General features: G+C 41.3%; 11 protein-coding genes. 4 read left to right on the forward strand and 7 right to left on the reverse strand.

The genetic code is table 11. From position 1 onward, the window contains the following. Positions 1-27 precede the first annotated feature (27 nt). Together CWC30_RS11325 and CWC30_RS11330 are read right to left on the reverse strand one after the other, a co-directional pair. Positions 28-1,824, reverse strand: coding sequence for an alkaline phosphatase (locus CWC30_RS11325; protein WP_138627133.1), 1,797 nt, complete (start codon positions 1,822-1,824; stop codon positions 28-30). An 11-nt stretch (positions 1,825-1,835) separates the two neighbouring features. Next, positions 1,836-3,425: an alkaline phosphatase gene (locus CWC30_RS11330; protein WP_138627134.1), complete on the reverse strand. Its 1,590-nt coding sequence runs from the start codon at positions 3,423-3,425 to the stop codon at positions 1,836-1,838. Between the two features lie 192 nt (positions 3,426-3,617). Here CWC30_RS11330 and CWC30_RS11335 point away from each other — a divergent pair, with 192 nt between their 5' ends. From CWC30_RS11335 to CWC30_RS11345, 3 genes are all read left to right on the forward strand, one after another. Continuing rightward, positions 3,618-3,824 carry a putative sulfate exporter family transporter gene (locus tag CWC30_RS11335; protein WP_249929855.1) on the forward strand — a complete coding sequence of 69 codons (207 nt, stop codon included), beginning with the start codon at positions 3,618-3,620 and terminating at the stop codon, positions 3,822-3,824. 112 nt (positions 3,825-3,936) lie between these two features. Further along, the gene (locus CWC30_RS11340; protein ID WP_036980685.1) at positions 3,937-4,182 is read left to right on the forward strand and encodes a DUF3297 family protein; all 246 of its coding nucleotides are present in this window, start codon (positions 3,937-3,939) and stop codon (positions 4,180-4,182) included. Between the two features lie 176 nt (positions 4,183-4,358). Beyond that, complete coding sequence (locus CWC30_RS11345; RefSeq protein ID WP_138627135.1) at positions 4,359-5,261, forward strand: homocysteine S-methyltransferase family protein; 903 nt, start codon at positions 4,359-4,361, stop codon at positions 5,259-5,261. Positions 5,262-5,343: 82 nt separating this feature from the next. Here the strand turns inward: CWC30_RS11345 and CWC30_RS11350 are convergent, their stop codons facing one another. The 5 genes from CWC30_RS11350 to CWC30_RS11370 form a co-directional block, all read right to left on the reverse strand. Beyond that, on the reverse strand, positions 5,344-6,651 hold the full coding sequence (locus CWC30_RS11350) for a DEAD/DEAH box helicase (RefSeq protein ID WP_138627136.1): 1,308 nt from the start codon (positions 6,649-6,651) through the stop codon (positions 5,344-5,346). 188 nt (positions 6,652-6,839) lie between these two features. Next, complete coding sequence (locus CWC30_RS11355) at positions 6,840-8,216, reverse strand: KAP family P-loop NTPase fold protein (RefSeq protein ID WP_138627137.1); 1,377 nt, start codon at positions 8,214-8,216, stop codon at positions 6,840-6,842. Between the two features lie 89 nt (positions 8,217-8,305). Continuing rightward, complete coding sequence (locus tag CWC30_RS11360; protein ID WP_138627138.1) at positions 8,306-9,508, reverse strand: alpha/beta hydrolase-fold protein; 1,203 nt, start codon at positions 9,506-9,508, stop codon at positions 8,306-8,308. Between the two features lie 109 nt (positions 9,509-9,617). Then, positions 9,618-11,438, reverse strand: coding sequence for a glutamine--fructose-6-phosphate transaminase (isomerizing) (gene glmS / locus CWC30_RS11365; protein ID WP_138627139.1), 1,821 nt, complete (start codon positions 11,436-11,438; stop codon positions 9,618-9,620). Between the two features lie 46 nt (positions 11,439-11,484). Continuing rightward, entirely contained in the window at positions 11,485-12,249 is a 765-nt protein-coding gene (locus CWC30_RS11370; RefSeq protein ID WP_036956986.1) for a DeoR/GlpR family DNA-binding transcription regulator, read from the reverse strand. Positions 12,250-12,411: 162 nt separating this feature from the next. Here CWC30_RS11370 and CWC30_RS11375 point away from each other — a divergent pair, with 162 nt between their 5' ends. Further along, positions 12,412-12,939, forward strand: a complete 528-nt coding sequence (locus CWC30_RS11375; protein ID WP_138627140.1) for a sugar O-acetyltransferase — start codon at positions 12,412-12,414, stop codon at positions 12,937-12,939. Positions 12,940-13,243: the final 304 nt, after the last annotated feature.

Here is a 13,243-nt window from a genome sequence, read left to right on the forward strand (position 1 = left end):
TGTGCGGGTTGTTTTATATCGCAAGGTTTATTGCGCTACTTTTTCATCCGCGGCTTTTACAAAGTCAGCGGCAAAGTCCATAACATGGAATAAAAAGCTTTGCTCATTAGTACCTGTTACTAAATGCGCCCCAGGGCCCATTGCATACACACCTACATCTTCGCCTGCGTGAGTTTCTGATGATAGTGGCACAAGTGCCTCTTGGTGAAAACCTGGCGTTGTAGTATCAACATTACTTAAATCAACACGCCCTATAACGGGTGCTGCTAAGTAAGATGCATCAGCATCGGTTTCTGCACCTAGGTCTCTGTAACCCAAACCATTAGTGTAACCAACTGTAGTATAAGGCATATCGTCGGCAGCAAGGCTGGGCTCTGTTTGCCCTACACCAACCACTTTACCTAAAATTGGGTTACCGCGTTTAGGGTAACCCGCAATGGTAAATACGTGACTGTGATCGGCTGTTACTACAATTAGCGTCTCTTCTGGGTTGGTGTTTTCCATCGCTACTTTTACTGCTTTAGCCAGCTCTACAGTATCGTTAAGTGCGTTGTATGCATTACCCGCATGATGCGCGTGGTCAATACGTCCCGACTCAACCGTTAAGAAAAACCCTTGCTCGTTATTATCAAGCACATCAATCGCTTTTTCGGTCATTTGTGATAATGAAGGCTCGCCTGCAATATCATTGCCACGGTCAGCTTCGTACTGCATGTGAGATTCATTAAATAAACCAAATACACGCTCAGTTGTGGTTGCATCAATAGCAGCAAAACCCGCTTGATCCATCACATAAGCACCATTTGGATATTGCGTTTTCCACTCGGCGGTTAAGTCGCGATTATCTGTACGATCGCCCTCTACAGCACTAACAGCATCAGCTGAGTTAAACGCGGCATCTTTTGGTAAAAAGTGACGACGCCCGCCACCCATAACCACTTCAATTCCGTCTACATCAACACCACTAAAACGTGCTTCTAGGTTCTTTTCAAAGTTAACCAGCTGTGAAGCAATATCTTCACAATTAGCTGACTCAGAAGCAGGCATATCTGAAATATCTTCCCAGTTACGGTCTGCCGATTTAGCGTAGGTTGCCGCAGGTGTTGCATGGGTAATACGCGCAGTAGAAACAATACCCGTAGACTTACCGGCAATCTCAGCCAGCTCTAATGACGTAACAAGCTCATGCCCTTTGCCTGATGCACAACTACCACGTTCAACCGCTTCGTCTATACCAATTACACCCACATCGGTTTTTACACCTGAGGCCATTGCCGTCATTGTACCGGCAGAATCTGGCGTTTGTGCATCCACATTATAGGTTTTTACAAACCCAGAGTACGGCATGGTTTCAAAGCTTAATTGGTGATCTTCACCCATTTCACCCTGTAATTGCCCCGCTAAAATACGAGCAGCTGTCACAGTAGAAATACCCATTCCATCGCCAACAAACAAGATCACATTTTTAGCTTTACCCGATTCAGTTACCACTTTACTTGCAGCATCTTGCGCGCCGGCGAGCTTAGTTTGTGCATCACTAAACCATACGTTATTGCTAAGAGACGCCAGCTGTTCACTCGTTAATGAGGTGGCTGGGTCGTTACAGACTAAGTTAGTCTGCGTTACTTCGTTGCTCTCTAATTGCCCGTTTGTATTGGTATCAACACCGCTTTGTGTTTCTACGCCGCCATTGATACATTGCGCAGATCCCACTGCAATTGGGAGATCGACCGCTAAAATATTATTGCTGTTTTTGTCGTCATCACTCGAACACCCCGTTAATGCGACCATTACTGCTAAAGAAAGTACTGTTAATTTATTCATGTGAGCCGCCATTATTGCTGAGTTAGTTCAAGAGCTTGATTAATTAAATGAAATACAACGTTTTGCTCAATAACACCTTGAGCTAGGTGAGCACCCGGTCCGGTTGCATGCAGTGAAATATCTTCACCTGCGTGTGTTTCAGAGCTCAGTGGTACCGTGGTTTCTTGGTGAAAACCTGGCGTTGTTGTATCAACACCATTTAGCTCAACACGTCCTGCAACCGCAGCTGTTTTATAGCTTGCGTCCGCATCCGTTTCATCGATTAAGTTTCTAAAACCGAGGCCATTTGCATAACCTACTGTGGTGTATGGCATGTTATCAGCAGCTAGCGTTGGTGTAGTTTGCCCTACAGCAACCACTTTACCTAAAATTGGGTTACCACGTTTAGGGTACCCTGCAATAGTAAATACATGGCTGTGGTCAGCTGTAACTAAAATAAGGGTTTCTTCTGGATTGGTGTTATCAACGGCAGCTTGTACTGCTTTTGCAAATTCAATGGTGTCATTAAGTGCATTGTATGCGTTACCCGCATGGTGAGCATGGTCAATACGCCCCGACTCAACCGTTAAGAAAAAGCCTTTTTCGTTTTTACCCAGTACATCAATCGCTTTGGTGGTCATATCGGTAAGCGACGGCTCACCAGCTATATCGTTTGCACGGTCAGCTTCGTATTGCATGTGCGATTCGTTAAACAAGCCAAATACTTTAGTGGCGTCATCGGCAATAGCATCAAACCCAGCTTGATCCATCACATAAGTGCCATTTGGATATTGTGTTTGCCACTCAGTAACAAGGTTACGCTCATCGGTACGATCGCCTTCTACGGCGCTCATAGCATCAGTAGAATTTGCCGCGGCCTCTTTTGGTAAGAAGTGACGACGGCCGCCACCCATAACAAAATCTAAGCCATCAACATCGGTTCCGACAAAGCGTGCTTCTAGGTTTTTTTCAAAATTAACCAGCTGTGAGGCAATATCTTCACAGCCAGCATTCACTGCTGCCTCAGGCATGTCTGAGATATCTTCCCAGTTGCGATCAGCCGATTTAGCATAGGTTGCCGCAGGCGTTGCATGGGTAATGCGGGCAGTAGAGATAATCCCTGTTGCTAGGCCTTTAATTTCAGCAAGCTCAGTGGCTGTAAGTAACTCATTACCAGCCACCGTTGAGCACTCACCGCGCTCAATATCTTCATCAACACCAATAACACCTACATCGGTTTTAACCCCTGAGATCATCGCAGTCATTGTGCCTGCAGAATCCGGTGTTTGTGCATCTACGTTGTATGTTTTTACTTGTGCTGAGTACGGGAACTTTTCAAAGCTTAAATAACCTTCTTCACCTAAGTTGCCCGCTCTTTGCCCTTGTAAAATACGTGCTGCGGTAAGGGTAGATACACCCATACCGTCGCCCACAAACAAAATAACGTTTTTAGCTTTAGTGTTTTTAATTGCCTGCGCTTGCGTTGTTTTTGTTGTTAGTTTTGCTTGGGCAGCGCTGTACCAGCTGCTGTCTTTTTGACTTTGCGGTAAAACATTGGCATGACTAACGGCACTAAACGCACAGGTTAGTGCGATTGCCGCAGCAACTTTTTTAATTTTCATCCGTAATTCCCATTATGTAGTGGTTATTTTTGCTTGAAGCCTAAGCCTCAAATAAGTAACCGCAGCACTATAAAAAACAGATGTGACCTCTAAGCGTATTTTTAATTAAAAAAAAATGACTAAATCATTACAAAATTAAGACACAAAAAAAGCGCAGCGGTTAACCGCTCAAATAAAGGTAACCATGGCGAGTTGCCAAAAGTACCCGGATTTTTAATTGGCTTTGTTATTTTAATGCTTATTAACAGCACCTTTAACCTACCAGCTATCGTGCTCGAAACCGCTAACGAGCTTTCTCGATTCTTTTTAATTGCCGCCATAGCCGCTATTGGTATGAAAACAAACTTAGGCAGACTCACCGAGGTGGGCTTAAAACCAATAAATAATGATTGTTGCTGAAACAATTTGGATAGCACTGTTAATACTTGGCTTTGTATTGTGTAGTTAAACCTTGAGCGTATTGAGTGGATTGCCTACAATAGCGCATCACTTTTTAATAAAGATTAAAATCATGACCGATTCAACAAAACCAGCATTACCTGATCAGCTTTCTATTAATCCACGCAGCAAGCATTACGTAGAAGAAGTGTTTGAACACGAAATTGGCGTAAAGTTAAACGGTAAAGAGCGCTTTGATGTAGAAGAATACTGCATTAGCGAAGGCTGGATTAAAATTGCCGCACCTAAAGCGCTAGACCGCCGCGGCCAACCTTTACTTATGAAAGTAAAAGGCACTGTAGAAGCGTTTTACAAGTAATAGCTTACTTGTAAAAAGAAAAGCGACACCTTACTGGGTAGTCGCTTTTTTTGTGCCTTTTAAAAACAGCTTTAACATATTGAACTTTTTTCATACTCAACCTGATGAAGTTTCATTATGAATTTTCAAAAAGTATGTTTGAATAGCCCAACCATTTAGACGTATAGAAGTTCATTATAAGTAGGTTAACAATATTAGATGGCGGCATGGGTTGTGAACTTAAACGCATGGGCGCGCCATTTTCACAGCCACTTTGGAGTGCACAAGCTTTAATAGAAGCACCACAATGTGTAACTCAAGCGCATCAAGCTTTCATAAGTGTGGGCGCTGAAATTATTACAGTAAATAGCTATGCGTGTGTCCCCTTTCATTTAGGTGAAACGCTTTACCAAGCACAAGGTGCAGCACTTGCACAGCAAGCTGCTGTAATTGCAAAAAAAGCAGCTCAAAACACTAATCAAAACGTGCTAGTTGCGGGTTCATTGCCACCCGCATTTGGATCGTACCGTGCTGATTTTTTCCAAATTGAACGCGCATTTACTATTTTAAATACCCTGTATAAAGCACAGGATGAATATGTAGATGTTTGGATTGGTGAAACCATATCAAACATTGAAGAGTCGCGGGTTATGGCAAGGGTACTTAAGAATTCAAACAAACCATGTTATTACGCATTTACCTTAAATGATGAAGTAAGCGAACAAGCGACATTGCGCTCTGGTGAATTAGTATCCGACGCTATCTTAGCATTACTCGAACATAATATAACGGGCATACTCTTCAACTGCTCTATTCCCGAGGTTATTGAACAAGCGCTGCGCGACACAAATACTGTACTAAAACAGCAAAATAAACATCTTGATTTAGGAGTCTTTGCAAATGGTTTTACACCAATCGCCAGCGATTATAAAGCCAATGAAGGCTCGCAAGGTTACCGCGACTTATCACCCGCTGAGTATGTAGCGTTTGCAAAGCAATGGCATAGCCTAGGCGCAACAATTATTGGCGGCTGCTGTGGTATTGGCCCTGAATTCATAGCAGCACTGGTAAAGTGGAAAAGCGATATTGAAGCGCTTTAATATCATTTATTTAATTACAAAAGTATCGAGAATCCCTTTCGAGCTTATTGACTGATTCCCAATACCCAATCAAGCCCTTGTATTACTTAGAACGGCCTCGCCAGCCACTCCACACATCATTTTCTGGGTTAGCTTTATTTTTTTTCTTTTTCTTGCCGGTGCCTTCGGGCTTGGCCATGGGTTTATCGTTTTTAAGCGCATCAGCTGCATCAAGATTCGCTTGGTTTACTGCAAAGCCTGCTACCTCTTCGCGCTCTAAGCGTAGTTTATTTTTCTTTTCGATAATTCTAAAGTGATGGAAGTCTTCATAATCAATTAACGATAACGCTAGGCCAACTTCACCGGCACGGCCGCTGCGGCCAATACGGTGCATGTAATCAGCGGGGCTGCGCGGTAAGTTAAAGTTAATAACAACAGGCAGTTTGGCAATATCTAAACCACGGGCTGCTATATCGGTGGCAATAAGTACTTCTATTTCGCCCGCTTTAAATTTTTCGATTACGCGAGTACGCTCACTTTGGCCTTTATCACCATGGAATACTTGTGCATTCACGCCGCGCTTTTCAAGCTTGCTGGCTAAGTGCTCACAATCTTTTTTAGCGTTGACAAATATCAGCGCTTGGCGCCATTTGTGCTGCTTAATTAAATGCGCTAAAACCGTGGTTTTTTCGCCTTTATTAACTGTAAATACGCGCTGTACTAAGGTGCTTTCGTCTTTACTCTGAACTTGTATTTCAACCGGATTATTTAATAAATCTTGTGTTAATAGCTTAACTTGCTCTGGGAAAGTGGCTGAAAACAACATGGTTTGCTTTTTAGCAGGCATAAGCGCTAATAAGTTAGCCAACTCTTCGGTAAAGCCTAAGCTTAATAAGCGGTCGGCTTCATCAAGCACTAAGGTATTTACTTTATCGAGCTTAATCGCATTGCTTGAGATTAAATCGAGTAAACGCCCTGGCGTTGCAACAATGATATCAGCACCGCCGCGAAGTGCTTGCATCTGGGTATTAACCGACACACCACCAAATACCGCCACCGTTTTAATGGCGCCATTAAAATTAGCAGAATACGATTTAACACTATCGGCTACCTGCACTGCCAGCTCGCGAGTAGGTACCAAAATAAGCCCAGTTACAAAGTTGCCTTTGCTCGCTGCTTTTTTAGCACCTTGCGCTAAAAATAGCGTTTGTAGCATAGGCAAAGCAAAGGTTGCTGTTTTACCTGAGCCGGTATTTGCCCCCGCAATTAAGTCACTCCCCGCCAAGATACTTGGAATTGCTTTTGCCTGAATCGGCGTAGGTTGCGTGTATTCAAGGTCAGACAAACGAGCAATTAGCTCTGGAATAAGGCCAAGTTCGTTGAAATTACTAGGATTTGCGGATGAGGTCATAAAAGGTGCGGGCTCATTACTAAAAATAGCCTGTAATTTTAGCGTATTTATTGCCCGTTAAGTAGGAATTAGTGATTTAAATGTTTTTATAGGTAACCGCTGCGCGATTTAAGCTGCTAGTTCTGAATAAACTTTAGTACTGATTGTTTTTTACTTTTTAATAGAGAAGGGAGATCCCCCCCCTTTCTTTAAGATATAAAACGACCTGCACGCTCAACTAACTCAGGGTAATGTAATATCGAAAACTGTCGATTTTGGTTAAAGCTAAAGTCATGTAGGATCATATCGCCAAGCTCCGCTGAACATTGTTGAATTTCTGAAGATTTTATACCGGTTTTTCCTAGTAACTTACTTATAATGCTAATAATTTTACCTTCATAGGCTTTATTTGAATCCAAGTTTGATTCAGGGTTACTCATTTTTTCAATAAAAATATTCCAATCTTGACTAGAGTTAGTTCGAAATTTATCTTTCCACATTGGTATCGTAATTTTATATAATTCTGGCTTACTTATTTTTAATATAGCTAAAAATACTAACGGTAACGTATATAGCCTTTCTTCAGTTGTTAGCTGAATTGCTTGTAAAATCTTTATGGCTTGTTCAATATCTCGTAAACCCGCATCACATAAAAGAGCTGTTTGAGCCAGCAAATAAGCATTACCACTTTTATGCACAGCAATTAACTTATCATCATTAACAAGCTCTGTTTTCCATAAGTACTCTGAGTAAGACAAGCGATTTGGTGGTGGTAGATGATAAATTTGATCGAAAAATCTATTTAGGTATTTTTTTGATTCAAAATTATTACCATAAATAGCCTTGATTGAATGGCTTAGTTGCTCGGATGCAGTAGCAACAACAAAGTAAACGCGCGGTATTTGAAATAGATGTTTAATTGTCTCGAGTAGTTCAATGGCATAACTAGGTCTACACCTGTCTAACTCATCTACGAATATAAAAATTGGTTTTATATCCTTACCTGCTTTTTTCGCGATCTCCCCTAAATTAGTCTTAAAAGTAATAATACTATTTTCTATGCTTTCTTGATGTTCTAACGCAATATTTGTTGCTTGAGTTGTTAGCCCTTCAACTAATTTATTTGTATCTTTTTTATCTATATTAGAAGCTTTATTTTCCTCACCATCACTCTCGATTAATTCGTTTATTTGATCTAGAGAATAGCCCGTCAATTTTTTTGCTATAAAAGATAGAAGTAATGGAGCGGCAGCAAGCTTGAATTTATTCCATTTATTTTTTTGGCTTGCGTTAGCCTTTTTACTAAAAAAAGGTTTTAACTCTTTATCGATCGCAGAAATAAAACCAAGCAAAGGGTTATCTGTAAAATCCTTCTCCCAAGCATTAAAATAAACAACTTCGCAGCCTTGTGACTTTAAACCACTTCGCCAATTTGTAAGGAAATAGGTTTTACCAAATCCCCATTCAGCATCAATATTTAATACAAAAGGTTCCTCTTTCTTTACTGTAAATCGATTGAGTAAGTAAGAAGTTAGATATTTTGCATCTTCAACTCTATTTAACTTATCGTCATTCCATGGTTTCATTTTTTATCTTCCCTGATTTATTTATAACTATAATTGCCATGAAGTAATAAAAAGCTAAACTTTAATTTACACTCAAACAGTTAACTAATTTAAACCTGAGAAGGCTTTTCATCGTTAAGCTCTGCTTGTAACCTAGCTTTTGTTTCTTTTAAGTAATTTATATAAGGATACGAGTCATCTGCAATTGCTAAAGCGGATTCCATCTGTTCAAGTGCTTGACGAGTATCACCTTGCATTTCATAGCCATAAGATAGGGCAGAAAGCGCATCAACTGATTTTGGGTAGTTTTTTATATTGTACTTAAACACCTCTATAGCGCGGGTAAACTGCTTGCTGCCCGTTAAGTTATAACCGAGCGATCTAACAGCGCGATCCGGTGGTGAAATTTGCTCGCCCCATTGTTGAGATAATGTTTTGTAATAAGCATCAATAGAGGCTACATCGTCAGTTAAAGCACTGATTGGCATTTGTTTAGGTAAAAATAAGTTGTAATAGGCATTAAATATGCCTGCAGCAGAGGTTAAGCCATGCGAGATGCCATCAAACGCATCATTAAAAAAACGTAACCCTCGCGCTTTATGCGATTGCAGTGATTGCTGTAATTCATCATACCTTTCTCGCATTATGCCGGCTTCTTCGCCAATATTGATGTACACGTAGTTATTCAGGTCTTTCGTTTTAGCTATAAATGATTTTGTGCTTTTTACCATTGCGCCATAGTTCCACCAAACCGCAGGGCTATAAGCAATGTGCGCTTGAAATAGTTTTGGGTTTGCCTGCAACGCGTATAGCGCAAACACACCACCAGCTGAGGCTCCTGCGATAACTTTATAGTCATGCGTGCGATAGTTCTTATTTACTAAAGGAATGAGCTCTTGTTCAAAGAACGCTAAAAATTTTGCTGCGCCGCCCCCTTCACCGACAGGACCTTGCGGCTCTTTATTCACTGTAGGATAAAAATCTCTAAGTCGATTAGTGTTTTCAATAGCGACAATAATTACCTCTGGAGCACGATTATCATTTTGTAAACGCTCAATGACAGCACTGGCAAGCGGAATATTACCCGCCCCATCTAAGCGATATATAACAGGGTATACCTTCTTTGGCTCAGCTTGATAGCTCTTTGGTAACTTTACGACAACTGTGCGTTCTTCGTTTAAAACAACCGATTTAATAGTATGTGTGTACTGAGAGTAATCTGTACTTTGCTGTTTAGTGCCAGATTGTGCAAAGGCACTTTGTGAACTAAAAATACTAAAGCTAACAAAACAAATAACGGTTAATAAACGCATGACTAATCCCTTAGAGAATAATAAGTTACTTAAGCTAACAGAGTTTCAGGCACAAAAAAAGCGCCTTAAGCGCTTTTTTAATATTAATAAAACCTATAACCTTTTGATTTTACTCAACTGTAACCGATTTTGCTAGGTTACGTGGCTGGTCAACGTCAGTGCCTTTAATGACCGCTACATAGTACGACAGTAACTGTAGTGGAATTGTATATACAACAGGGGCAATTACGTCATCTACGTGGTTTACGTTGATTACACGCATTGTGTCGTCTGACTCAAAGTGTGAGTCTTTATCAGCGAATACATAAATGATGCCGCCGCGAGCACGTACTTCTTCTACGTTTGATTTAAGCTTTTCAAGCAATTCATTGTTTGGTGCTACAACAATAATTGGCATGTCAGCATCAATAAGCGCTAATGGGCCGTGTTTAAGCTCACCTGCTGCGTAGGCTTCAGCGTGAATGTATGAAATCTCTTTAAGCTTAAGTGCGCCTTCCATCGCGATTGGGTATTGTGAGCCGCGCCCTAAAAACAGTGAATGGTGTTTATCAGCAAATTCTTCAGCAAGGTCTGCAATGCCATCAGCCAATAGTAGCGTTTCTTCTAATTTAGCTGGTAGCAGTTTAATAGCGTTAACAATCGCGCTTTGATCTAAGCCTTTCTCTTGCGCAATAGACGCAGTAAGCATTAACAAACCAACAAGCTGTGTAGTAAATGCTTTAGTAGAGGCTACACCAATTTCAGCGCCTGCTTTGGTCATAAAGGCAAGGTCTGATTCTCGCACAAGCGATGAGCCTGGTACGTTACAAATAGTCATTGAACCCATATAGCCTTGCTCTTTAGCTAAACGCAGTGCAGCTAAAGTATCAGCCGTTTCGCCTGATTGTGAAATAGTTACTAGTAGGCTATTTTCGTGTACAAATGACTGACGGTAACGGAACTCAGAGGCTATTTCTACGTTACAACTAACACCTGCAAATTGCTCAAGCCAGTAACGAGCAACCATACCTGAGTGGTATGACGTACCACAGGCAATAATTTGTACGTGTTTTACGTCTTTAAATATTTGCTGTGCGCTATCGCCAAAAGCATCAATAGCTACGCGGTCATCGTTTAAACGTCCTTCAAGGGTGTTACGTACTGCAAGTGGCTGCTCATAAATTTCTTTTAGCATGTAGTGACGGTAATCACCTTTACCTGATGCATCTTGTGTAATGTTTGATTCAACAACTTCACGCTCTACAGCATCGCCATTTTCATCAAAAATTTCTACTGTGTCGCGAGTAATGCGCGCTACATCACCTTCTTCTAAGAAGATAAAGCTGCGAGTCACCGGTAATAATGCAAGTTGATCAGAAGCAATAAAGTTTTCACCAAGGCCTAAACCAATAACTAACGGGCTGCCTGAGCGCGCTACAATAATTTCGTTATCATTCGCTTTATCGAACACAACTGTACCAAATGCACCTTCAAACTGTTTAACAGCTGCTTGAACTGACGCTAATAAAGTGGTGTGCTGCTGACGTAACTGATGAATTAAATGCACCATTACTTCGGTGTCGGTATCTGATAAAAACTCGTAACCGTCGCCTTTAAGTGCTGCACGCAAACTTGCGTGGTTTTCAATGATACCGTTATGTACAAGCGCTAATTGATTGCTTGAAACATGTGGGTGAGCATTGGCTTCAGTTACACCGCCATGAGTTGCCCAACGAGTGTGTGCAATACCTGTGTGACCGCTAACACCAGCTTGTTCAAGTGCTGATTCTAAGTTTACAACCTTACCAACTGCTTTAACTGTATTAAGAGTATTACCTTCAAGTAAAGCTACACCTGCTGAGTCATAACCACGGTACTCAAGACGCTTAAGGCCTTCAACTAAGATTTTATTTACTGGACGTTCTGCAACAGCCCCAACGATTCCACACATAGTGTCTCCATTAATTTTTTAATTCTAGCAACTCACGGCGTAGTTACTAATCCATAATCTCTGCGCAAATTAGTTTTACACCACATGCCTCAATCGCTGCGCGTTTATCATGCGCTAAGCCACTGTCGGTTATTAATGTGGTTACTGTTTGCCACGGTAATTCTAAATTTGGTATTTTTCGGCCGATTTTTTCTGACTCAACCAGCACAATAACTTCACGCGCCGCTTTAGCCATCACTTGGCTTAGCCCAACAAGTTCATTAAACGTGGTTGTTCCTCGTGCTACATCAATGCCATCGGCACCAATGAACAGCTGATCAAAATCATATGAGCATAGTACATTTTCGGCTACTTGCCCTTGAAACGATTCTGAATGCGGATCCCACGTGCCACCTGTCATCAAAAGGGTTGGCTCGTTTTCAAGTGCTAATAAACGCGTTGCTACTTTAATCGCGTTCGTCATAACAACTAACCCCTGCTTGGTAGCCAACTCAGGGATCATCGCTGCTGTTGTACGCCCGCTGTCAATAATAATGCGGTTATGATCTTTTATAAGCGCCGCTGCTGCCTTAGCAATGGCTACTTTGCGCTTAGAATCAATCTCATCGCTTACAATCTCTTTTGGTAGCGCAATAGCTCCACCATAACGGCGCAGCAACAAGCCACTTTTTTCAAGCGCGGTTAAGTCTTTTCGAATGGTTACTTCTGATGTTTGAAACTGTTCAGCAAGAGTCTCAACGGCCACTTCACCAAGCTCATTTACTTGGCTAAGGATCAGATGACGGCGTTGCTGGGTGTTTCGTTTGGTCATTAAGTAACTGCTATTAAGTTTCGTTTCGAAAGTTAGTGGATTTTAAACGAAACATTATAAATGGCAAGTGAATGCATAAAAATAAAGCAATTTTATTCAAATTATCATCATGCTTAAAGTAGGTTAAGCTAGGCACCATTATTTAAGTTAAACAAAATTGATATGCAGTCATTTAATAGTATTAGTAAAGAGAATCTAGCGCAGCGAAAAGCTGTGCACGAAATTTGCCGCTTATTTAATAAAAGCCCCAGTAAAGGTAATTTAAAGCGAATAAAAGAATTATGCTCACACTGTGGTGATGGAGTAATTATTGAAGCGGGCTTTCATTGTGACTATGGTAGTCAAATACAAATTGGTGATCGTACTTTTATAAACATTAACTGCACTGTATTAGATGCACCAATTAGTGAGGGTGCAATTACCATTGGCAGTGATTGTTTAATTGGCCCGAACGTTCAACTATTAGCAGTTTCGCATGCTGTGAACCCCATAGAACGGCTCAATAAAGAGAACTTTGCAGCACCAATCTCCATAGGTAATAACGTATGGATTGGCGCGGGAGTTATTGTGTTAGCTGGCGTTACCATTGGCGAAAACGCTGTTGTGGGCGCGGGTTCAGTGGTAACTAAGAGCATTGCATCAAATACCGTGGTAGCCGGCAATCCAGCACGTGAAATAAGAAAGTGCTAAGGATCATCGTTAAGCCTTAGACTCACATTTACCCTTATACCTCGAACCCATATTTTCACTTTATTCCATACGTAAAAAAGCCCGACTATTTCTAGTCGGGCTTTCTCTTATTTGGAGTCGGTGCGCTACGCAGTAGAGTGTCGTGGTGCTCACAGCGGTAGAGAGCCACATAGCAAATGTATAGAGTCGTTTCACCTGCGTTTTTACTTTCCTGCAGACGTAAAAAAACCCGCTACATCACTGTAACGGGTTTCTCTTATTTGGAGCCTGGTAATGTCGTAAGGATCCCAATCACAGACTACAC

It is taken from the genome of Pseudoalteromonas sp. S4741, from assembly GCF_005886135.1.
Classification (GTDB): domain Bacteria; phylum Pseudomonadota; class Gammaproteobacteria; order Enterobacterales; family Alteromonadaceae; genus Pseudoalteromonas; species Pseudoalteromonas tetraodonis.